This is a genomic window from Amylibacter sp. IMCC11727 (genome assembly GCF_029854195.1).
In the GTDB taxonomy this organism is placed as follows: Bacteria; Pseudomonadota; Alphaproteobacteria; order Rhodobacterales; family Rhodobacteraceae; genus Amylibacter.
This window is the reverse complement of record NZ_CP122960.1, coordinates 2,105,567-2,126,436: the sequence shown is the minus strand read 5'-3', so window position 1 is coordinate 2,126,436 and position 20,870 is coordinate 2,105,567. Positions and strand designations below refer to the sequence as shown.

Below are 20,870 nucleotides of genomic sequence, written 5' to 3'. Positions count from 1 at the left end.
CGCAAGAGTGTTTGAATTGGCGACAAACCGCCCAAACATTTGGAAATACAGGCGTAAACGAGAGAGTGATGCCATGCTGAAAGCGATTTTGCGGATATTTACCTGGTGGGACGGGCAGACGTTGAACACACAGTTCTGGTCATGGCGCAACGGTGTGAAGGTCGGCGAAGATGGAGATGGGAACCGATTCTTTCAAAACCGCGATGGATCGCGCCGCTGGGTGATTTACAACGGCGAAGCCGAAGCGAGCCGCGTGTCCCCTGAATGGCACGGCTGGTTGCATCAAACCTATCAAGACCCGCCAACCGAAGCGCCACTGCCGCGCAAGGCATGGGAAAAAGATCACCAAGAAAACCTGACTGGGACGGCGATGGCCTATGCCCCTGCCGGCAGTTTGCGGGTGGAAAAGCCTGTGGCGCGGAGCGATTATGAGGCGTGGTCGCCCGAATAGGCCGCCACATCTGAACGCAAGGGGGCCATCACATGGCAAACAGTGCAGCAGAGACAACAATTGGTGCGGTCGTATTGGCGGCTGCGGCGGGGTTCCTGATTTATGCGGGCAGCACCGCAGGGGTTTCTGGCCCGACGGACAGCTATATCGTTAAAGCATCGTTTCGATCCGTTGAAGGTGTATCGCTTGGCACAGATGTGCGTTTGGCTGGGGTCAAAATCGGGTCCGTGACGGGGTTGGAGTTGAACCCGACTACGTTTCGCGCAGAAACCGATTTGTCCGTGAACAAGAACATCAAATTGCCCGATGACAGTTCGGTTGTGATTGCATCAGAGGGATTGCTTGGCGGGAATTTTGTGGAAATTGTGCCAGGTGGCTCTGATTTTGAATTGGAAGACGGGGGCGAATTGCTCGATACGCAAGGGGCGGTGAGTTTGATTTCGCTGCTGCTGAAATTTGTGAGCGGCACGTCCGAATGATCCGTTTTGTTCTGGTATGTTTTGCGCTGGTTCTGCCCGCTGTGGCGATGGCGCAGAGCAATGTGAAAACCAAACAAGGGGATGTGGTGCAGTTGCGTGCGCTCGATACCATCACAGGTTTGGTAGAAGACATTGATCTGCCCGTAGGGGACACGACGGTTTACGAACGCTTAATGGTGTCGGTCAAAGAATGTCGTTATCCCGCAGGCAATATTTCGGCGGATGCTTTTGCGTATTTGGTGATCCGTGATGTGCGCGAAACGCTGCCCGCGTTTGAGGGGTGGATGATTGCGTCATCCCCTGCGTTATCTGCGTTGGAACACCCGCGGTATGATGTGTGGGTGCTGCGCTGCATGGTGAACGAATAGGTCGCACAGTGTTAGGGGCTTTGCCCTTCTGGCCTTTGGCCCTTCACCCGAGAATTTTTTCAAAACAAAAAGCTAGGTTTGGGCGATCAGGATCGCGGGGCTTGGTGTTATTGGATCGGTGAAATTTGCCTCTGCGGTGACAGCGGGAAACAGCATATCGTGGTAGGCGGCGCGGGGGATTTCAATGGCGCCAAGGGAAGCCAGATGCGGGGTTATAAATTGTGTATCAAACAGTTGGAACCCACCCGCGGCGAGGCGATGGGTGAGGTAGGCCAAGGCGATTTTAGAGCCGTTGGTGGCGGCTGAAAACATGCTTTCGCCAAAGAACGCAGAGCCAAGAGCCACACCGTAAACACCGCCAATCATTTGATCTGCACGCCAAACCTCAACCGAATGGGCAAAGCCAAGGCCGTGGAGCTGATTGTAGAGGGCGAAGATTTCTGCGTTGATCCATGTTTCATCGCGTTTGGCGCAATTCATGACTGTTTGGCCAAAATTTGCATCAACATGAATGCTGTAGTCATCGCGCCGAAGGGCACGGCGCAAAGATCGGGATATGTGGAACCCATTGATCGGGAAGATCCCACGGTCCGTGGGATCAACCCAATAGATTTCATCGCTGTCAGCACTGTCGGCCATGGGAAACACCCCATTGGCATAGGCTTGCAACAGCAGTTCTGGGGTGATGTCGCTCAAGGGTTAAGCGGCACCCTGTGCGTCGAGCCATTTTTCAAGCCAGTGGATATCGTAATCCCCTGTTTGAACGGCTTTTTCTTCGAGCAATGCGTGGAACAGTGGAATTGTTGTATCCACGCCTTCGATGACCAATTCCCCAAGAGCGCGTTTCAGGCGAGCAAGGGCCGCATCGCGGTTGGTGCCTGTGACGATCAATTTGCCGATGAGGCTGTCGTAATAGGGGGGAATCGAATAGCCCGCGTAAAGGGCGCTGTCCATACGCACCCCAAGGCCGCCAGGCGCATGGTATTGCGTGATCGTGCCAGGGCAGGGTGTGAAGTTTGGCAGTTTTTCGGCGTTGATCCGTACTTCGATTGCGTGGCCTTTGATCGACAGGTTTTCCTGTTTGAACCACATCTCTTCGCCTGCTGCCACGCGGATTTGCTGTTTCACGAGGTCCACGCCAAAGATGGCTTCGGTTACGGGGTGTTCCACCTGCAAACGGGTGTTCATTTCGATGAAATAGAATTCGTCGTTTTCATAGAGGAATTCGATTGTGCCAGCACCCGCATAGTTGATGTCTGCCACAGCATCCGCACAGGTTTTGCCGATGCGCGCGCGCATTTCATCTGTGATGCAGGGGCCCGGGGCCTCTTCAAACACTTTTTGGTGGCGACGTTGCAAGGAACAATCCCGCTCGCCCAAATGCACCGCTTTGCCGCGACCGTCGCCAAAAACTTGGACTTCGATGTGGCGCGGCAGGGTGAGGTATTTTTCAATGTAAACTTCGTCGTTGCCAAAGGCAGCTTTGGCTTCAGAGCGCGCGCCAAAGAACGCGTCTTCGAGGTCTTCACGGGTTTCGGCCAGTTTCATGCCGCGCCCGCCGCCCCCTGCGGTGGCTTTGACAATCACAGGGAAGCCCATGTCGTCTGAAATTTTATAAGCCTCTTCGAGGGTTGGCACGCCACCATCGGATCCCGGCACACAGGGCACGCCGAGTTTGCGCATGGTTTCTTTGGCGGTGATTTTATCGCCCATAATGCGGATGTGTTCCGCTGTTGGGCCGATAAATTTGATGTCGTGGTCTTCGAGAACCTGCACAAATTGAGCATTTTCCGACAAAAAGCCGTAGCCAGGATGCACCGCTTCCGCCCCTGTGATTTCACAGGCGGAAATGATGGCTGGAATATTCAGGTAGGATTGCGCACCTGCAGGGGGGCCGATGCAGATGCTTTCATCCGCCATGCGCACGTGCATTGCATCGCTGTCAGCGGTGGAATGCACCGCAACGGTTTGAATGCCGAGTTCATTACAGGCACGGATCACGCGCAGCGCAATCTCGCCTCGGTTTGCAATGAGGACTTTGGAAAACATCTGTGCGGCCTTTGGTTATTCGAGGATTACAAGCGGAGAGCCGAATTCGACTGCGCTGCCGTCATCGACAAGGATGCGTTTGACTGTGCCTGAACGCGGCGCTGGGATTTGGTTCATCGTTTTCATGGCTTCAACGATCAGAAGGGTTTGGCCTTCTTTCACGGATGCACCCACGGAAATAAAGCTGTCCGCACCCGGTTCTGGTTGCAGATAGACTGTGCCAACCATTGGAGATGTAACCGCGTTTGGATCGTTTGCTGGGTCCCCTGAAGGGGCAGCTGGCGCGGCCTCAGCAGCGGCGGGTGCGGCTACGGGAGCTGCGGCAGGTGCAGGCGCGGCGGCCATTTGCACAGGCGCTGCAACGGCGGCGGTTGTGGCCGCATAGCGGGTCACGCGCACGTTCAACGATGAATTATCGTCGTAATCGCGTTTCACTTGGATTTCGGCCAAGTCATTTGCTTTTACGAGTTCGGAGAGTGCCTCAATAAAGGAGACATCGGCGTCTTGGTGTTTTTTTGACATCAAGGGGTCCTTAACCTGTTTCGTGTCTGTCTCTGATGCAGACCTGAGCGGTGTTATAGGATGTTTTGGTGCGCTGGGAAAGCAAATAGCGCACCATTTTCATCAGGGCCTGTTACCCAGCGTTAGCGCGAACCTCGGCGACGATGTCTTTCATGTCTGCAAGGGGAAGATAGCCGCGCAAAATGGTGTTTTCGATCACAAATGCTGGCGTGCCCGTGACGTTAAGCTGTTGGCCAAGCGTGTGCATGCGGGTGATGTGTTCGGACACGGCGGCGCTGTTGATCAATTCGCGGATCGGGTCCAAATCGACGTCGGCATCTTTGGCGATGCGTTCGATGGTTTTGTCGTTTACGGGGCCTTTGAATTCCATCAGCGCATTGTGCAAACGGTAATACGCATCGTCGCCGTAGTGATTGAGTGTTGCGATGGCCACTTTAGACGCGAAGTCGCTGTCTGGGCCGAGAATTGGGAATTCTTTTACGACCCAGCGAATGTTGCCGTCATCTTTGAGCAATTGCGCCACTTCGGTGTGGGCGCGTTTGCAATAACCGCAGCGGTAATCCAAGAATTCAACGATGGTAATGTCCCCGTCTGGGTTGCCACCAACAAAGGACACGCCGTCTTCGAAAATCTCTTTTGACAGTTGAGACAGCAAGACCTGATCTTGTTTTTCAGCTTCTTGTGCATCGCGTTCGCGCATGTTTTGCACGGCTTCTAGGATCACTTCGGGGTTTTCAAGCAGATAGGCGCGCACTTCGGCGCGAAAGGCGGCCCGTTCCGCGTCTGTCATGTTTTCAAGGTCAGCCGCAGAAGCGGGAAGCGCCAGTGCAGCCAGTAAAGCGGTGGTTTTTAAAAGGTTCATTGTCTTCCAATCATCTTTTCTTTTTTGGTGTCACTTTGCGCGCGATGGCGATGATATCTTCCGCTTTGAGCCAGCCAACAGAGCCGCGAGGCAAAAGGCCTTGGGCGCGTTTGGCGTGAATCGCTGCTTGTCTGAAGTTGGACTGTAGCGCGTATCTTTCAGCGGTCACAACCGATGCTTGGCCTGGTTGACCAGATCGGGCGTGAGCGAGCGCAAGATTGCGCAAAACCAAACTGTCGCGTGGATCACGGGCATAGGCGGTGCGTAAGACTTTGAGAGCTTCTTTGACGGACGCGCCAGAGTTTTTGGCGAGCATGGCGTGGCCTAATCCCCCAAGAATAAGGGATTCTTTCGGAGCGAGGTTGGCGGCGCGACGATAACTGCTGACGGCCGCTTTGGCGTTACCGCTTTCGAGCAAGATTTGCCCGCGCAGTTCGTGATAAAAGGGGTCTTTGGGCCGCATTTTGATCAGACGATCAATTTCACGCCGTGCTTTGGCGGGTTTGGGTTGGCGGTGATAGGCAATGGCGCGGGCTAAGGTTTCAAGCTCGCCTTTGTCAGACCGTTTGATACGGCGCAGGTTATAGCTTGGGTTGCCGATGAAGCCGTTGAATTTAACGATCATGCGGGCGTACCAGTAATCAATATTGGGAGGCTGTTTTGATGGACCGGGTTTATAGGTACTGGCTGCCGCTTTCATGCGGTTGATGCGGTCTGAGGTCAGCGGGTGGGTCAAAACATACGGGTCTTGGCGGTTGATCGTCAGCGCTTCTTGGCCCTTAAAGATGCTCAGAACGTCAACGGACGCCTGCGGGGAGACGCCTGCGCCTTTGAGGTAACGGATGGAGGCGCGATCTGCGGCGCTTTCTTGGGAGCGGGAATGAGCGAAAACGGATCGGCGCACGGATTCTTGTAGGGCTGCAATTGTGCCAACCCCTGCTTTGGACGATTTAGAGGCTGCCGCAACAGCCACGCCAACGGCCAAGCCGATGCCCGCAGCGGTGCGGGCAGAAGCAAGGTTGGCAGCGCGTGCGGCCTGATGACCTTGGGTGATGTGGGCGAGTTCGTGCGCCATCACCGCTTGTAACATCTCTTTATTCTTCATCTGGCGAATAAGACCCGTGTTGAGGAAGATGTTATTGCCCCCCGCCACAAAAGCGTTGAGGGAGCGGTCATTTACGATGAAGAGGTCAACGCGGCTGCCGCCGATGCCAGCGGATTTTTGCAAAGGTTGCAGCACCATTTTCAACGTTCGTTCGATTTCAGCGTCCCGAACCAGCCCCTGTGCCACGGCCCATTGTGCCTGAACAAAGACCAAAGCACACAAAAAAAGACGTCTGAGAAGGTGGGGCAGCATTCGGTGGCTTTCGGACTATTGACGAGGCAGGGCGGTGCTGAAACAACGCCCGCATAAACCGCACTGTAGGAGAGTTTTCATGCGCAGATCAAGCAGAGGCGACGTTGATCCCTTTATTGTGATGGACGTTATGGAAGCGGCCCGTTTGGAAGAGGCCGCAGGACGGTCGATTATCCATATGGAAGTGGGCCAACCAGGGACAGCGGCCCCAGAAACCGCCCGTCAGCGGTTGGCTGCCGAGATGGATTCAGATGCGCTTGGTTATACCGTTGCTTTGGGGCGTGTTGACCTGCGCGAGCGGATTTCGCAGCTGTATCGCGATTGGTATGACGTGGATGTGCCTGCGAGCCGTATTGTCGTAACTGCGGGATCATCAGCGGCGTTTACCTTGGCGTTTACGGCACTGTTTGATCAGGGGGAACGGGTTGCGATTGGGGAACCTGGATACCCGAGTTATCGCAATATTTTGAAGGCGTTATCGCTGGAGCCTGTGGGCATCCAAACCCGTGTTGAAGACCGATACCAGCCTGTTTTGGCGGATGTGGCAGCGTTAAACGATTTGGCGGGGCTGTTGGTGGCATCCCCTGCGAATCCGTCTGGCACAATGCTCGATAAACCAGCGTTGAAGGTTTTGATGGATTATTGTGCGGATAAGGACATCGCGTTTATTTCAGACGAGATTTATCACGGTATTCAGTACGAGGGGCGGGCGGTTTCAGCGCTGGAAATAAGTGACGATTGTTTTGTCATCAATTCGTTTTCCAAGTATTTTTCGATGACCGGGTGGCGGATTGGCTGGATGGTGGTGCCTGAAAGCCATGTGCGCACGGTGGAACGGTTGGCGCAAAATATGTTTATTTGTGCGCCCCACGCGGCGCAGGTGGCCGCCCTTGGTGCAATGGAGGCAGAGGCGGAATTAACGGCGAACTTTGCGGTTTATGCAGAGAACCGCCGTTTGATGTTAGAAGCGTTGCCCAAAATGGGATTTGACAAGATCGCACCACCGGATGGGGCGTTTTATGTGTATGCGGATGTATCGCGCTGGACCGATGACAGTGCTGCGTTTTGTGCGCAAATCCTGAAAGAAGCGGGGGTTTCAGTGACGCCAGGGTTGGATTTTGATCCAGAGCGGGGCCATCAGACCATTCGGTTTTCTTATGCGCGGTCCAATGCAGACATTCGCGAAGGGCTGGCGCGATTGGGCACGTTTATGAATGGTTTAAACACAAGCATGTAACCGCTGGACGCGGCACGGCCGCGGTAGTATCACCGCCTTTAAATTTGAAGGACAAAAGTCATGCGTGCTGAAATTGAAAACCTCGTCACTGAGATTGAGAACTCTTTGGAGTTGTTGAAACAGCGGATGGATTGGGACACAGCTGAGCATCGGTTGGAAGAATTCAATGCCATGTCCGAAGACCCAGATTTGTGGAATGACCCTGACAAAGCACAAAAACTGATGCGTGAACGGCAGGCGTTGGTGGATGCAATGGGCACGTTTACAGGCCTGCGCCAAGAGCTGACCGACAATGTGGATTTGATCGAGCTGGGCGAGATGGAAGAGGACCAAGAGGTCATCGACGAAGCCGAAGCCGCGATCAAAAAACTCAAGAAAGTGGCGGCGCAAAAGGAACTGGAAGCGCTGTTGAACGGCGAAGCGGATGCCAATGACACGTTTCTGGAGATCAACGCGGGTGCGGGTGGCACGGAAAGCTGTGATTGGGCGTCGATGCTGGCGCGCATGTATGTGCGGTGGGCGGAAAAAGCAGGCTATTCCGTTGAAGTGCAATCAGAACAGGCAGGCGACGAAGCTGGCTTGAAATCAGCGTCTTACAAGATTTCAGGGCACAACGCTTATGGGTGGTTGAAATCCGAAAGTGGTGTACATCGTTTGGTGCGAATTTCCCCGTTTGATAGTGCGGCCAAGCGGCATACGTCGTTTACATCTGTCTGGGTGTATCCTGTGGTGGATGACAATATCGAGATTGAAGTGAATCCTGCGGATATTCGCATTGATACCTATCGTTCGTCCGGGGCGGGCGGTCAGCACGTAAACACCACGGATTCCGCCGTGCGGATCACCCACCACCCTACGGGGATTGTGGTGACCAGTTCGGAAAAATCGCAGCACCAGAACCGCGATATTGCCATGAAAGCGTTGAAATCGCGGCTGTATCAGATGGAATTGGACCGACGATCCGCAAGCATCAACGAGGCCCATGAAAACAAAGGCGATGCAGGCTGGGGCAACCAGATCCGTTCCTATGTTTTGCAGCCTTATCAGATGGTTAAGGATTTGCGCACAAACTATGAAACCTCTGACACAAAGGGTGTTTTGGACGGAGATATCACGCCGTTCATGGAGGCGGTGTTGGCGCAAGATGTAGCGGGTAAATCGCGCGCGGATGCAAACGCGGATTAAACCGACAAAGCCGCGAGGCCGACGACCGCGAGCATGGCCAGCGCCATAAAGATGTTGATCGCGCGCTGCGTTTTATCAGACAGATTGAGCCGTTTCAGGGAAGCCCCTGCATACAGCCAGCCGAAGTGTACGGGGATCCAAACTGCGTTCAGGATAAGCATTTTCACAATGACTTCGAACAGGAAGGCATCGGGGAAGATGGGAAAGCCTGAAAACATGGTTGTGCCCACCACATAGGCCTTGGGGTTGATGATTTGTAGGGTGACGGCGGCCCAGAACCCCGGTTGTTTGTTGGCGTGAATAAAGGCGATTTTACTGCCCGCAAAGGCGATGCGCGCTGCGAGATAGACCAAATAGGCAGTGGATGCGATTAACAGGATTGTACGTAACCCGTTGATTTGGAACACAATCGCGGCGAGCCCGCTGATCACAGCGAGCATGACAAGGTTAGAGCCAACGAACAGACCAGCGATATAAGCAAACCCCGCGCGAAAGCCATAAGCCGCGCCGAGGCCCGCCGTGGAGAGTACACCTGGACCTGGAGTGGAGAGGATGAACAGACAGGCGAGCAGGAAGTTGATCATTGAAAAGCAAACTTTGCGTGAATCGGAGCCAGCGGCGCAGCACCAGTTATTTTGTCCGCGATCTTTGCGGCGAGCATTTGTGTGGGGGCGTTGAGATTGCCGCTGGGGATCATTGGAAAGAGCGAGGCATCCACAACGCGCAGGCCCGTTGTGCCATGAACGCGGCCCTGATCATCGGTGACGGCCATGTCGTCGTTGCCCATTTTACAGGTGCCACACGGGTGGAAATCAGTTTCGAGATGATGGCGAATCCAAGTGATAATGTCAGCGTCTGTTTTGGCATCGGCGCTTTCGAACAACTCGCGCCCTGCAAGGCCGCGAAAGGCGGGTTGAGAGACAAGATCGCGGGTTTTGTGGACCGCTTTGATAAGGATATCCATGTCATGATTTTTGTCGAGAAAGTTAAAATTTAACAAAGGCTTATCGAGCGGATTGGATGTGGACAGTGAGATCACGCCGCGCGATTTCGGGCGCAGAACATCCACGTGGATTGCGAAGGCTTGGTTTAGGGTGATTTTATTGCCTGTGTATTCAAACCCAACGGGGCCGAAATGGTATTGGATATCGGGGTAATCGGCGGTGTCGTCTGATTTTATCAGGCCACCTGCCTCCCATATATTGCTGGCAGCAACGCCTTTGCGGGTGAACAGCCAATAGGCCCCCGCAAGGCCCTTGCGAATGGGGTGATCGACGCGGTGGATGGGGAAGGATTTGAGGCTTTCAAATTGAAGGATGAGATTGGCGTGATCCATCAGGTTTTGGCCAACCCCTGGGGAATGCACGCGGGTTTCGATGCCTTTGTCTGTCAGGTGATCCTTTGGGCCGATGCCTGACAGCATCAGCAGGTGAGGGGAGTTGATCGCGCCACCAGAAAGAATGATATCGCTGGCATGAGCTTGCTGGGTTTCGCCGTTTTGAATGAATTCAATGCCCGTTGTCTGCGTGCCTGACATCAGAATGCGGGTAACTTGGGCGTTGGTCAAAAGCGTCACGTTGCCCCGTTTGAGGGCAGGGCGCAGATGGGCGACGGCGGCGGAACAGCGGCGGCCGTTGCGCCGCGTGGCATCAAGGCGGCAGACGCCTTCGGGGTTGAAGCCGTTTGGATCGTCGGTGCGCCCTTGGCCCGCCTGTTCGCCCGATGCGATGAACGCATCAAATAGGGGGTTGTCGTATTGCCCTTTGCTGACCCCCAATGGGCCGTTGTCGCCGCGATATTCATCACCGCCACGATCGCTGGTTTCACCTGCTTTGAAATAGGACAGACAGTTGGCATAAGACCAATCTGGCAAGTTGTGATCCGTTGCCCAAGCATCATAGTCGAGCGGATGGCCACGCATGTAAACCATCGAATTAATGCTAGAACTGCCCCCTAAAACGCGCCCGCGTGGGATTTCTATGTTCGTTTTGTGTAGGTTATTCTGTGGCGCAGCGGTGTAATCCCAGTTGTATTTCGGGTCTTTCCATGCGCGATACACGCCCGCTGGTATGTGGATATAAAGCGAGCGATCCACTGGACCTGCTTCGATGACAAGGATGGAGCGGGTGCGGTCCGCGCCAAGTTTGTTGGCCAAAACACAACCCGCAGAGCCAGCGCCGATGATTATGGTGTCAAAGGAGGCCATTAGGTTTGGTCATTCAGAGAGTGTTTCGCGGTCACTGCTGGTCCTTTGTCGAGCGCGTTTTTCATTCTTGATCAGTGAACACGAAGATGGGGCATGGGGCTATCAAAAAAGCCCGCATGACGCGGGCTTTTTCTGAAGTCAGAGTTTTAATGAATTGCCGTCAGCCGGCCAAGCGGTTTTGATAACCGCTTTTGGCGGACTTAGAAATTGTGAAGCGATCCTTTTTAACACGTAAGATGCGGCCTTCGCGCATGAGGCGGTTCAAAGAGCGGCTGGCGGCCTCTTTCGAGAATTCGCTTTTGTCCATGACTTTGCTGACATGTCCAATGATGCGGCCTTGGCTGTAGCGTTTTTTGTTTTCCACGATGGAAATATAGGCGGCAGATGCTTCTAACAGTTCGTGCAGGGTCGTTGCGCCGATTTGGTTGGCAAAACGTGCAAACTCGGAGGGTTTTTGCGCAGCGGGTTGGTCGCTGGCAGGGGCGTTGTCTGGTTCTGGGCGCACAATTTTCAGTGCGGGTTTGGCACGCTCTACGGTGCGTTCGGCAGTTTGCTGGCCGTCAGCCGCGGGCTTTTTTACAGGAGCGGCTGCCTCCGCAGCGTCTTTGCCAACACGTTGGTCTTTGCCAAGGATCAGCGTTGCGATTGCGCCGCGTGCGCGATCCCCTGTTTTTTTGGATTTTGGCCGCGAAATTTTAACCACGTCTTCGTGGGTGCGGCGCACTTCGCTCATGCGGGATTTGAATTCCACGGAAGATTCGATTTTTTGAACCTTCGGGCGTTCGGTTTTGGCGGGGTCATTGCGCAAGCGGCGTTCTGCCTCGGTTGCTGCGACCGCCGCTTTGAGCCGTTCCAAAGCGTTTGATTTGCGCGCATGTGCGGGATTGTCGAGCTTGGAGTTGGTGGTTTCGAGCAGACGTTCCAAGGCGGCTTCTTCGCGTTGGATGTCGTCGGCTGCTTTTGGTTTTTCCGCAGGAGTTTCGGCCACTGCGTCCGTCGCATCGGTGTCTTCTGCGATCACGTCTTCTTTGATCTGCGCTTTGATGGCTTCCAATTCGGCAGCTTGTTCGATTTCAGCGCCGTTTTCGTCGTTGTCTTCTTCGGCGATCAATTCTGCAGCGGATTTTTCTGGTTCGGATTCGGCGGCGGCCAATGCGCCACGGCGCGACGAGAAGACCGCTGCTTCGACAAAGGATGCTGTGTCTTCATCCACTGTGTTCGTTTCAGGGACCGTATCTGGTGTTGCGGGTGTTTCCGCCGTGGTTTCGGCAGGTGCGCGTTTGGAGGTGAAGAGCGGAGCAGGCGTTTCGTCGACAGGAGCCTGTTCAGGGGCTGGGGCGTTGCTGACCCGCGTTGGGGCCGCATCTGCATCCACCACGTCAGCCTTGCGCAGGGTAACGCCTGTATCTGTAACTTCGGCGTCTACTTTGTAGGGGTTCGCATCCTGAGCAATTTTGTGCAGGGCGTTGTGATCTGGTTGGAGGGGTTCACCGCCAAAGTAGCGATCTTCTGCGGCAAGTTTGCGAAAGTATTCAGCCACAAGTTGCATGGTTGTGAAGGGATCGTCGAATCCATCCAGCGTGCATGAGAAAGTCCCGTAGGACACTGTCATTACTTTGTTTTGCGATTCCATAATTTACTCTACTACTCGAATTTACACAGATACTATGGTTAATTTACCCTTGTGCTGGCGTTCACCCTAGGAAAAAACGTTAAAAAAACAGTGAATATGTAAAATATTTCGCCGATTGCACACGAATAGGAACCAATGTGAAAAACTTTCCGCAAATTGTAAACAGTGCCACAAAGCTGACACTTTTGGGCGGCGGTTCGGTGGAAAAATCGGATTTGATGGCGGCTTTGGATATCGCGCCCACGTTGATTGCAGCGGATGGGGGGGCAAATCAGGCGATGGATTGGGGCATTTCTCCTGCCGTTGTGGTTGGGGATTTGGACAGTGTCGATCGTCCGCAGGCGGAGGCTTTGGGCGTTCCAACGGTGTTTGTGGATGACCAAAATTCGACGGATTTGGAAAAGTGTTTAGACAAAACCAGCGCAAAAACCGTGCTGGGTGTTGGGTTTTTGGGCGGGCGACTGGATCATCAGGTGGCTGCGATGAATGCGTTGGCATTTGTTAAGGACCGCAGTGTGGTGTTGATCGGGGAAGAAGATGTGGTGTTTCGCCTGCCGCCTGATTTCATCCTGTGTTTGGCCGCTGGGGAGCGGGTTTCAGTGTTTCCAATGTCGGAAGTTTCGGCGACAAGCACGGGATTGCAGTGGGATTTAGATGGGGTGCCGTTTCGCCCAAATGGGCAAATCGGCTGTTCCAATGCGGCCAGTGGTGGGGATATGCGCGTTCAAATCCTGTCAGGGGATATGCTGATGATCCTGCCCAAGCATCTGATGATGGATGCGGTGACAGCGTTGGAGATCAGCAGGCAGGCAGGTTAACGGCCAATCCCCCAAGGGATGTTTCTTTATATTTTTCTGACATGTCATGGCCTGTTTGGCGCATGGTTTCAACGCAGGCATCAAGGGACACAAGGTGTTTGCCATCGCCGCGCATAGACAGCGAGGCGGCAGACACCGCTTTGATTGCGCCAAGGCCATTGCGTTCGATGCAGGGGGCTTGGACGAGGCCTTTGATCGGGTCGCAGGTCATGCCGAGATGATGTTCCAGCGCGATTTCAGCGGCGTTTTCCACCTGTTCAGGGGTTCCGCCAAGGACAGCGCACAGGCCAGCGGCGGCCATTGCGGAGGCAGAGCCAACTTCGCCCTGACAGCCCACTTCGGCCCCAGAGATAGAAGCGTTGTTTTTGATGATGCCACCGATAGCAGCTGCGGTGAGGAGGAAATCCACCACATCGTCTTCTTTGGCGCTTGGTACGTGATCGAGGTAGTAGCGAATGGTTGCGGGAACCACGCCTGCGGCCCCGTTGGTGGGGGCCGTGACCACTTGGCCACCCGCGGCGTTTTCTTCGTTCACGGCCATAGCGTACGCGGAAATCCAATCGTTAATGATATGGGGCGCGGTGACGTTTTGACCCTGTTCGGCCTGCAATTGTTCGTGGATGCCCATAGCGCGCCGTTTAACATTGAGGCCCCCTGGAAGGATGCCGCCTGTATCAAGGCCCTTATCGATGCAGTTGTTCATCACGTGCCAAATGCGCATGATGCGTTCGCGCAGGTTTTCTGAGCCAGAGCGCACAAGTTCGTTTTCCCATTTCATTTGGGCGATAGATTTGCCTGACCGTTTGGCCATGTCCATCATGTAATCCGCGTTTTTGAAGGGAAAGGGGACTTCGTCTGGGATTGCGCCTTGTTCGGCTTCGACTTGTTCCATTTCTTCGGCTGTCGCGACGAAACCGCCGCCGATGGAATAGTAGATTTGTTCCACAAGGATGGCGCCGTGTTCGTCTTTGGCCCAAAGCTTCATGCCGTTGGCGTGACCTGTAAGCGCGATGTCATAGTCAAAGATCAGATCGGTTTCGGGATCAAAGTGATATTCTGGGTGGCCCGCAGGTTTCACCATTTTATGGGTGGCGATGCGGTCTTCGGCCATTTTGGCGGCGTCTGGATCAAAGTCATCCGGTGTGAAGCCATCCAGACCAAGGATCACAGCGCGGTCTGTGCGGTGGCCTATGCCTGTAAACGCCAATGATCCGTGCAGCGAGCCACCAAGGGAGGTGGCATTGATGTTTTCCGCTTTGAGCTTTTCCAAAAACAGGCCTGCGGCTGTCATTGGGCCCATGGTATGGGAGGATGATGGGCCGACGCCAACTTTGAAGATTTCGAAGATGCTGAGAAACATGAGCGGTGTCCTGACTATTTTGGGGATGTCTAACGCCAAGTGTTTCAGGTTCAACACCTGTATCCGACATAAAATGTATACAAAGGGGCATGTATGAAAAAATGAGGTGCAAAAAACGCGGTGTTTGGGTCATTTCACGCTCGCAGCAGGGCGCGGAACGTTTTATACCCGTTGCAAACCAGCAAAACCGAGGTCCGTTTTATGCGCAGTGAGTTTTCCCCCATCGATAAGGCCAAATTTGTCGCCGCGAAACGGGCCGTTTATTATGTCGAAGACGGGATGCGTTTGGGGCTGGGGACGGGTTCCACAGCGGCGTGGATGGTCAAGATGTTGGGCGAATTGGTGCGCGATGAGGGGTTGAAAATCAAAGCTGTTCCCACATCGAGCCGCACCGCACAGTTGGCGCGGGATGTGGGCATTGATGTCTTCACGCTCGATCAGGTGAAATGGTTGGATTTGACCATTGATGGCGCGGATGAGTTTGATCCTCATCTAAACCTGATCAAAGGTGGTGGTGGCGCATTGTTGCAAGAAAAGATCGTGGCAACGGCCAGTGACCAGATGGTTGTGATTTCTGATGCCAGTAAATCTGTTGAAAAGCTGGGCGCGTTTCCATTGCCCATCGAGGTTGTGAAATTTGGCTGGGAAACCACCAAAGAATTGATCGAAGAGTGCCTGTCCAATGTGAACGTACTGGGCAGCGCGGTCACATTGCGTTTGCAAAACGACACACCGTTTGTAACGGATGAGGGGCACTATATTCTGGATCTGCATCTGAAGCGGATTGAAAACGCGCGTGAATTGTCGTTGATCATGAACCAAGTGCCCGGCGTTGTTGAAAACGGGCTGTTTCTGGATATTGCTGACGCCATTGTGATTGGCCATGGGGACGGTCGTGTGGAAGTGCGCGATATTAACAACGGCACGGTGGAGAACGAGCAGATTGATATTCTTTTAAACGAAAATCTGTTTGCAGATATCGAAGATTGATCCACCCACCGCATAAGCATCTGAGTAAGGACGAAAAACATGTCATATGATTACGACTTATTTGTCATTGGTGGCGGGTCTGGGGGCGTGCGCGCAGGGCGCGTGGCCTCACAGGCTGGCGCAAAAGTTGGTTTGGCAGAAGAACACCGTTATGGCGGGACCTGTGTGATCCGTGGTTGTGTTCCCAAAAAACTGATGGTGTACGCATCGCAGTTTTCTGAACATTTTGAAGATGCTGTTGGCTTTGGTTGGACCGTCGGAGATCAATCATTCAATTGGGCGCGGTTCATGGCCGCTAAGAATGCAGAGATTGATCGTTTGGAAGGCATTTACGCCAAGAACCTGAAGGCGGCGGGTGTGACCCTGTATGATGCGCGCGCGATTGTGACGGGCCCCCATGAGGTGACATTGTCCAGCGATCAGGTGATCACGGCCAAGACCATTTTGGTGGCCACAGGTGGCTGGCCATTTGTGCCAGATATTCCAGGCAAAGAATTGGCGATTACATCGAACGAGGTGTTTCTGTTGCCTGAACAACCTCAGCGCGTGTTGGTTGTGGGTGGTGGATATATCGCATCGGAGTTTGCGGGTATTTTGAACGGCATGGGCACGGAAACCACGCAGTTTTACCGCTCTGAACAGATTTTGCGCGGTTTTGATAATGAAGTGCGCGATCATGTGGCCGAAGAGATGCGCAATAAAGGTGTGGATTTGCGGGTGAACACCGATGTGGCATCGTTGAGCAAAACTGACACAGGTATTTTGGTGACAGACACCGCCGGTGATACGTTTGAAGTGGATCAGGTGTTGTATGCCACAGGGCGCGTGCCAAATACTAAGGGTCTTGGGCTGGAAGATGTGGGCGTGGAGCTGGGTCGCAAAGGCGAAGTGAAGGTTGATGCCTATTCCGCCACCAGCGTTCCGTCGATTTACGCCGTTGGGGATGTAACCGACCGCGTGGCGCTGACTCCAGTGGCCATCCGTGAAGGTATGGCGTTTGTGGAAACGGTGTTTAAAGACAACCCTACCAGCCCAGATCATGACTTGATCCCCACAGCTGTGTTCACGCAGCCAGAGATTGGCACAGTGGGCATGGGGGAAGAAGAGGCGCGCGAAAGCGAAGAGATTGAAGTCTACAGCGCTGCGTTTCGCCCGATGATGCACATCTTGGCAGGCAAGGACGAAAAGATGCTGATGAAGCTGATTGTGTCCAAAGCCACGCGCAAGGTTCTGGGCTGCCATATCGTCGGCCACGGCGCAGGTGAAATGATCCAATTGGCGGGCGTTGCCGTAAAGATGGGCGCCACAAAAGAGGATTTCGATAGAACGGTTGCTGTACATCCAACGGCGGCAGAGGAATTGGTTACCATGTCGACCCCGACACGGTGACGCAGAAGGCTTGATTTTTTGACAAATACAGCCAACTAGGAAACTAGAGTGCTGAACACCTTACGAAAGGATGCTGTTTACATGGCAGGTAATAATTCTGGGGGTCCTTGGGGCGGCGGCGGTGGAAACCGTGGCGGTGACGATGACAATAACCGCGAAGGCGACGATCGTCGTCCAACCGGTGGCAACCAAGGCCAAATGCCCGAAATCGACGAGATTGTCCGCAAAGGCCAAGAGCAGTTGCGCGTTTTGATGGGTGGCAAAGGCGGCGGTGGCCGCAGCGGCGGATCAGGGGGCGGTTTACCTTCCCCGGGTGTCAGTCGTGGTATGGTCGGTTTGGTACTTCTCGGGGCTGTGGTTCTGTGGATGTTTGCAAGCTTTTATCGCGTGGACACATCCGAACAGTCCGTCGAACTGTTGTTTGGTGAATATGTCCAAACGGGCAACGAGGGTCTGAACTTTGCGGCGTGGCCGATTGTGACCAAAGAAATTCGTGCGGTCACACGCGAGAACACAGAAGACATTGGTGTGGGTCGTGGATCGCGTTTGGACAGCGGCTTGATGCTGACGGGTGACGAGAACATCGTTGATATTGATTTCCAGGTTGTTTGGAACATCAGCGATTTGCAAAAGTTCCTGTTCAACTTGGCTGAACCAGAAGACACCATTCGTGCCGTTTCTGAGTCTGCGATGCGTGAAATTATTGCGCGGTCTAACCTTGCGCCGATTTTGAACCGTGATCGCGATGCGATTTCTCAGGAATTGGGTGAATTGATCCAAGCCACGCTCGACAGCTATGACAGCGGTGTGAATGTGGTGCGTGTGAACTTTGACAAAGCTGACCCGCCAGAAGAGGTGATTGATGCGTTCCGTCAGGTACAAGCTGCCGAACAAACCCGTGATACGCTGGAAAAACAAGCGGATGCCTATGCGAACCGCGTTGTGGCGGAAGCCCGTGGTGAAGCGGCGCAGTTGCTGGAGCAAGCCGAAGGCTATCGTGCGCAGCAAGTGAACCAAGCTGAGGGTGAAGCGAGCCGTTTTGTCGCCGTGTACGACGAATATGCGAAAGCATCCGAAGTGACACGCAAACGTTTGTATCTGGAAACCATGGAGCGCGTTTTGGGCGGTGTTGAAAAGATCATCATCGACGAAAGCGCAGGAGGCGGGCAGGGCGTTGTGCCGTATCTGCCGCTGAATGAGTTGAATAAAAACCGTGGAGGATCAAACTAATGAAACGTTTGCAATTCTTACTCCCTGTTTTGGGTGTGGCGCTGATCATTCTGTTTAGCTCTGTCTATATCGTTGACGAACGTGAAAAAGCGCTGCGGTTGTGGTTTGGTGAGGTAACTGCGGAAATCGCGGAACCAGGCCTTTATTTCAAAGTGCCGCTGTTTCATGAAATCGTGAAATACGATGACCGTATTCTTGCCCTCGACACGCAGCCGCTGGAAGTTACGCCTGCGGATGATCGTCGTCTGGTTGTGGATGCCTTTGCGCGCTGGCGTATTGCCGATGCCAAGCAGTTCCGCCGTGCGGTGGGTGCATCTGGCGTCAATGGGGCGCGGTCCCGTTTGGAACGCATCTTGAACGCGCAGTTGCGTGGTGTTCTGGGTGGCGTCACATCGGGTGCGGTTTTGTCTGCGGATCGTGTGGCTCTGATGAACCAAATTCGCGATTTGTCCCGCACAGAGGCCGCTGGTCTGGGTGTGGAAATCGTAGACGTTCGGATCAAACGTGCTGATTTGCCCGCGCAAAACCTTGAAGCCACTTTCGAGCGGATGCGTGCAGAGCGTGAACGTGAAGCGGCAGACGAGATCGCTCGTGGTAACGAGGCGGCGCAGCGGGTGCGTGCGCAGGCAGATCGTACCGTGGTTGAAACCGTGTCAGAAGCACAAAAGAACAGCGATATCATTCGCGGTGAAGCGGATGCAGAGCGTAACGCGATCTTTGCGGAAGCCTTTGGCCGTGATCCTGAGTTCTTTGCCTTTTACCGTTCGCTTGCGGCGTATGAGTCATCGCTCAAGGGCAGCAACTCGACGCTGGTGATATCACCAGACAGCGAGTTCTTTGACTTCTTGAAGTCAGACACAGGCCGCTAATGAAAGAGCTGATTATGGCTCTCGGCCTCGTCGCCGTAATTGAGGGACTGGTGCTTGCACTGGTCCCTTTGCGTTTGGAAGACTTGTTAAAGGCGTTGCGTGACATTCCTGTGCAGACGCGGCGCAATATTGGGTTGGGGTGTGTGGCGGTAGGGGTTGTTATCGTTTGGATGTCCCGTTTGATCTGAGGGGCGTTCACTGCCAATCGGGGTGGTGGCCCAAAGCCGCTCACCTGTTGATCACGTTATTTTCACCTTTTGTTGCAGGCGAATTCATTGCAATGATGCAGGTAAGACACAGATAATATGCACGGAACACCGCAAAAGGCGGAGAAATGTTCCAAAAGTCTAGCAGTACTTTGAGGAGAGAAGACTTTGAAAACCATGACAGCGACCCGCGCCGTGAGTTCGCAAAAGGCGATGGCCTATGCAACGGGCGCATTTGTGACACTTGCACTGATCTTGTTGCAAGCCGTGTCAGCCGCCGCCAGAGGCGCCCCTGACAGCTTTGCCGATCTGGCCGAACGTCTGAGCCCTGCGGTGGTGAACATCACCACAAGCACGGTTGTGGCGGGCCGTGATGCGGCCCCATTGCCCCGTGCGCCGCGTGGATCTCCGCTTGAAGAGTTATTCCCTGATTTGTTTGGCCCGCAAGGTGGCACGAACCCACGCCAGCGCCGTGCCTCGGCACTTGGGTCTGGTTTTATCATTTCTGCGGATGGGTTTGTTGTGACCAACAACCACGTGATTGATGGCGCGGATGAAATTCAGGTGGAATTGTTCGAAGGCGGTCCGTTGTTGGATGCAAAGTTGATCGGCACGGATGCAAAGACAGATATTGCCCTGCTGAAAGTAGAAGCAGATCGTCCGCTGCCATTTGTGGGCTTTGGGGACAGCAACGTTGCCCGTGTGGGGGATTGGGTGCTGGCCATTGGTAACCCGCTGGGTCAGGGGTTCTCTGTTTCTGCGGGGATTATTTCTGCGCGGGAACGCTCCCTGCGTGGCACCTATGACGATTACATCCAAACGGATGCCGCCATTAACAAAGGCAATTCTGGTGGGCCATTGTTCAATATGGATGGCGAAGTGATTGGTGTGAACACAGCGATTATTTCCCCGACAGGCGGTTCCATTGGCTTGGGCTTTTCCATGTCTTCGAATGTTGTGACCAAAGTGGTGGATCAGCTGAAGGAATTTGGGGAAACGCGCCGTGGTTGGCTCGGTGTGCAGATCCAAGATGTGGATGAAGACATCGCCAATGCGGTTGGATTGGACAGTGTAAAAGGTGCGCTGGTCAGTAATGTACCAGATGGTCCCGCGAAGGAAGCTGGTATTTTGGCAGGTGACGTCATCCTGAACTTTGACGGGCGCGAAGTGAAAGACACCCGTGGTTTGGTACGCGCCGTTGGCAATGCTGCGGTTGGCAAGGCTGTGCGTGTTGTGGTGTTCCGTGATGGTGGCACACAGACGTTGAAGGTTGTGTTGGGCCGCCGTGAGGACGCAGAGCGCAATCCTGTTGTGCCTGCGGTTGCCAACACAGATGAGGCCGATAAATCCGTGATGGGCATGCGTTTGACAGCGCTGACAGATGAGGTGCGTGCGCAGCTTAATCTGGAAGCTAACGTTAAAGGCGTCGCAGTTTTGACCGTTGATGAAGTGTCTGACGCCTTTGAAAAAGGGATGCGGTCTGGTGATTTGATCACAGAGATCGGGCAAAAGCCTGTGACAGCACCCAAAGACGTGGAAGACGCGTTGAAAGCGGCAAAGGATGCTGGGCGGAAGTCCGTGTTGATGTTGGTTCAACGCGAAGGCGCGCCACGGTTTGTGGCCCTGTCGCTGGTTAAATAAGACATCCGTTCCATAGAA

Annotated in this window: 21 protein-coding genes; 12 read left to right on the top strand and 9 right to left on the bottom strand. The window is 54.1% G+C overall.

Features of this window, described 5'->3' with window-relative positions; all coding sequences use genetic code 11:
* Positions 1-73 precede the first annotated feature (73 nt).
* Genes QBD29_RS10725 through QBD29_RS10715 form a run of 3 tightly spaced genes read left to right on the top strand, consistent with a single transcriptional unit; the run spans position 74 to position 1,298 of the window.
* On the top strand, positions 74-451 hold the full coding sequence (locus tag QBD29_RS10725; RefSeq protein ID WP_280098090.1) for an NADH:ubiquinone oxidoreductase subunit NDUFA12: 378 nt from the start codon (positions 74-76) through the stop codon (positions 449-451).
* Between the two features lie 32 nt (positions 452-483).
* Positions 484-930, top strand: coding sequence for an outer membrane lipid asymmetry maintenance protein MlaD (mlaD, locus tag QBD29_RS10720; protein WP_280098089.1), 447 nt, complete (start codon positions 484-486; stop codon positions 928-930).
* A complete protein-coding gene (locus QBD29_RS10715) occupies positions 927-1,298 on the top strand; it encodes a DUF2155 domain-containing protein (protein WP_280098088.1) in 372 nt (123 codons plus the stop codon). The genes mlaD and QBD29_RS10715 overlap by 4 nt, the downstream gene beginning before the upstream one ends.
* Before the next feature lie 72 nt (positions 1,299-1,370).
* Here QBD29_RS10715 and aat read toward each other — a convergent pair whose 3' ends face one another.
* From aat to QBD29_RS10690, 5 genes are all read right to left on the bottom strand, one after another.
* Positions 1,371-1,994 (bottom strand): leucyl/phenylalanyl-tRNA--protein transferase, encoded by a 624-nt coding sequence (gene aat / locus QBD29_RS10710; protein ID WP_280098087.1) that lies wholly within the window; start codon positions 1,992-1,994, stop codon positions 1,371-1,373.
* A 3-nt stretch (positions 1,995-1,997) separates the two neighbouring features.
* The gene (gene accC, locus QBD29_RS10705; RefSeq protein ID WP_280098086.1) at positions 1,998-3,347 is read right to left on the bottom strand and encodes an acetyl-CoA carboxylase biotin carboxylase subunit; all 1,350 of its coding nucleotides are present in this window, start codon (positions 3,345-3,347) and stop codon (positions 1,998-2,000) included.
* 15 nt (positions 3,348-3,362) lie between these two features.
* A complete protein-coding gene (gene accB / locus QBD29_RS10700) occupies positions 3,363-3,869 on the bottom strand; it encodes an acetyl-CoA carboxylase biotin carboxyl carrier protein (protein WP_280098085.1) in 507 nt (168 codons plus the stop codon).
* Between the two features lie 112 nt (positions 3,870-3,981).
* Positions 3,982-4,731 (bottom strand): DsbA family protein, encoded by a 750-nt coding sequence (locus tag QBD29_RS10695; protein WP_280098084.1) that lies wholly within the window; start codon positions 4,729-4,731, stop codon positions 3,982-3,984.
* A gap of 10 nt (positions 4,732-4,741) precedes the next feature.
* A complete protein-coding gene (locus tag QBD29_RS10690; RefSeq protein WP_280098083.1) occupies positions 4,742-6,022 on the bottom strand; it encodes a M48 family metalloprotease in 1,281 nt (426 codons plus the stop codon).
* A gap of 145 nt (positions 6,023-6,167) precedes the next feature.
* Between QBD29_RS10690 and QBD29_RS10685 the strand changes: the two genes are divergently transcribed.
* Together QBD29_RS10685 and prfB are read left to right on the top strand one after the other, a co-directional pair.
* Positions 6,168-7,325 carry an aminotransferase class I/II-fold pyridoxal phosphate-dependent enzyme gene (locus QBD29_RS10685; protein WP_280098082.1) on the top strand — a complete coding sequence of 386 codons (1,158 nt, stop codon included), beginning with the start codon at positions 6,168-6,170 and terminating at the stop codon, positions 7,323-7,325.
* A 60-nt stretch (positions 7,326-7,385) separates the two neighbouring features.
* Positions 7,386-8,510: a peptide chain release factor 2 gene (gene prfB / locus QBD29_RS10680; RefSeq protein WP_280098081.1), complete on the top strand. Its 1,125-nt coding sequence runs from the start codon at positions 7,386-7,388 to the stop codon at positions 8,508-8,510.
* Here prfB and QBD29_RS10675 read toward each other — a convergent pair.
* The 3 genes from QBD29_RS10675 to QBD29_RS10665 form a co-directional block, all read right to left on the bottom strand.
* Positions 8,507-9,094: a LysE family translocator gene (locus QBD29_RS10675; protein ID WP_280098080.1), complete on the bottom strand. Its 588-nt coding sequence runs from the start codon at positions 9,092-9,094 to the stop codon at positions 8,507-8,509. The two genes, prfB and QBD29_RS10675, sit on opposite strands and share 4 nt — an antisense overlap.
* Positions 9,091-10,716, bottom strand: a complete 1,626-nt coding sequence (locus QBD29_RS10670; RefSeq protein WP_280098079.1) for a choline dehydrogenase — start codon at positions 10,714-10,716, stop codon at positions 9,091-9,093. The genes QBD29_RS10675 and QBD29_RS10670 overlap by 4 nt, the downstream gene beginning before the upstream one ends.
* A 160-nt stretch (positions 10,717-10,876) precedes the next feature.
* Complete coding sequence (locus QBD29_RS10665; RefSeq protein ID WP_280098078.1) at positions 10,877-12,349, bottom strand: hypothetical protein; 1,473 nt, start codon at positions 12,347-12,349, stop codon at positions 10,877-10,879.
* 137 nt (positions 12,350-12,486) lie between these two features.
* Between QBD29_RS10665 and QBD29_RS10660 the strand changes: the two genes are divergently transcribed.
* Positions 12,487-13,167 (top strand): thiamine diphosphokinase, encoded by a 681-nt coding sequence (locus QBD29_RS10660; protein WP_280098077.1) that lies wholly within the window; start codon positions 12,487-12,489, stop codon positions 13,165-13,167.
* Here QBD29_RS10660 and QBD29_RS10655 read toward each other — a convergent pair.
* Positions 13,148-14,527, bottom strand: coding sequence for an L-serine ammonia-lyase (locus tag QBD29_RS10655; protein WP_280098076.1), 1,380 nt, complete (start codon positions 14,525-14,527; stop codon positions 13,148-13,150). The two genes, QBD29_RS10660 and QBD29_RS10655, sit on opposite strands and share 20 nt — an antisense overlap.
* 201 nt (positions 14,528-14,728) lie before the next feature.
* On the opposite strand from QBD29_RS10655, the gene rpiA reads away from it, so the two are divergent.
* The 6 genes from rpiA (at position 14,729) to QBD29_RS10625 (ending at position 20,852) form a co-directional block, all read left to right on the top strand.
* Complete coding sequence (gene rpiA / locus QBD29_RS10650) at positions 14,729-15,517, top strand: ribose-5-phosphate isomerase RpiA (protein WP_280098075.1); 789 nt, start codon at positions 14,729-14,731, stop codon at positions 15,515-15,517.
* A 39-nt stretch (positions 15,518-15,556) separates the two neighbouring features.
* Positions 15,557-16,906, top strand: a complete 1,350-nt coding sequence (gor, locus tag QBD29_RS10645) for a glutathione-disulfide reductase (RefSeq protein WP_280098074.1) — start codon at positions 15,557-15,559, stop codon at positions 16,904-16,906.
* 81 nt (positions 16,907-16,987) lie between these two features.
* Positions 16,988-18,136: an FtsH protease activity modulator HflK gene (hflK, locus tag QBD29_RS10640; RefSeq protein ID WP_280098073.1), complete on the top strand. Its 1,149-nt coding sequence runs from the start codon at positions 16,988-16,990 to the stop codon at positions 18,134-18,136.
* Complete coding sequence (locus QBD29_RS10635; RefSeq protein WP_280098072.1) at positions 18,136-19,005, top strand: protease modulator HflC; 870 nt, start codon at positions 18,136-18,138, stop codon at positions 19,003-19,005. Before hflK ends, QBD29_RS10635 begins: the two co-directional genes overlap by 1 nt.
* A 14-nt stretch (positions 19,006-19,019) precedes the next feature.
* Positions 19,020-19,193, top strand: a complete 174-nt coding sequence (locus QBD29_RS10630; RefSeq protein WP_280098071.1) for a DUF2065 domain-containing protein — start codon at positions 19,020-19,022, stop codon at positions 19,191-19,193.
* Positions 19,194-19,388: 195 nt separating this feature from the next.
* Positions 19,389-20,852, top strand: coding sequence for a Do family serine endopeptidase (locus QBD29_RS10625; protein ID WP_280100955.1), 1,464 nt, complete (start codon positions 19,389-19,391; stop codon positions 20,850-20,852).
* Positions 20,853-20,870: the final 18 nt, after the last annotated feature.

Bases quoted from the DNA above. Each gene is read 5' to 3' on its own strand.
- QBD29_RS10675 (WP_280098080.1), bottom strand. From the start codon at position 9,094: ATGATCAACTTCCTGCTCGCCTGTCTGTTCATCCTCTCCACTCCAGGT.
- hflK (WP_280098073.1), top strand. From the start codon at position 16,988: ATGGCAGGTAATAATTCTGGGGGTCCTTGGGGCGGCGGCGGTGGAAAC.
- QBD29_RS10625 (WP_280100955.1), top strand. From the start codon at position 19,389: ATGACAGCGACCCGCGCCGTGAGTTCGCAAAAGGCGATGGCCTATGCA.
- gor (WP_280098074.1), top strand. From the start codon at position 15,557: ATGTCATATGATTACGACTTATTTGTCATTGGTGGCGGGTCTGGGGGC.
- QBD29_RS10695 (WP_280098084.1), bottom strand. From the start codon at position 4,731: ATGAACCTTTTAAAAACCACCGCTTTACTGGCTGCACTGGCGCTTCCC.
- QBD29_RS10670 (WP_280098079.1), bottom strand. From the start codon at position 10,716: ATGGCCTCCTTTGACACCATAATCATCGGCGCTGGCTCTGCGGGTTGT.
- QBD29_RS10685 (WP_280098082.1), top strand. From the start codon at position 6,168: ATGCGCAGATCAAGCAGAGGCGACGTTGATCCCTTTATTGTGATGGAC.
- accC (WP_280098086.1), bottom strand. From the start codon at position 3,347: ATGTTTTCCAAAGTCCTCATTGCAAACCGAGGCGAGATTGCGCTGCGC.
- QBD29_RS10715 (WP_280098088.1), top strand. From the start codon at position 927: ATGATCCGTTTTGTTCTGGTATGTTTTGCGCTGGTTCTGCCCGCTGTG.
- accB (WP_280098085.1), bottom strand. From the start codon at position 3,869: ATGTCAAAAAAACACCAAGACGCCGATGTCTCCTTTATTGAGGCACTC.
- rpiA (WP_280098075.1), top strand. From the start codon at position 14,729: ATGCGCAGTGAGTTTTCCCCCATCGATAAGGCCAAATTTGTCGCCGCG.
- QBD29_RS10725 (WP_280098090.1), top strand. From the start codon at position 74: ATGCTGAAAGCGATTTTGCGGATATTTACCTGGTGGGACGGGCAGACG.
- QBD29_RS10635 (WP_280098072.1), top strand. From the start codon at position 18,136: ATGAAACGTTTGCAATTCTTACTCCCTGTTTTGGGTGTGGCGCTGATC.
- QBD29_RS10630 (WP_280098071.1), top strand. From the start codon at position 19,020: ATGGCTCTCGGCCTCGTCGCCGTAATTGAGGGACTGGTGCTTGCACTG.
- QBD29_RS10665 (WP_280098078.1), bottom strand. From the start codon at position 12,349: ATGGAATCGCAAAACAAAGTAATGACAGTGTCCTACGGGACTTTCTCA.
- QBD29_RS10655 (WP_280098076.1), bottom strand. From the start codon at position 14,527: ATGTTTCTCAGCATCTTCGAAATCTTCAAAGTTGGCGTCGGCCCATCA.
- mlaD (WP_280098089.1), top strand. From the start codon at position 484: ATGGCAAACAGTGCAGCAGAGACAACAATTGGTGCGGTCGTATTGGCG.
- prfB (WP_280098081.1), top strand. From the start codon at position 7,386: ATGCGTGCTGAAATTGAAAACCTCGTCACTGAGATTGAGAACTCTTTG.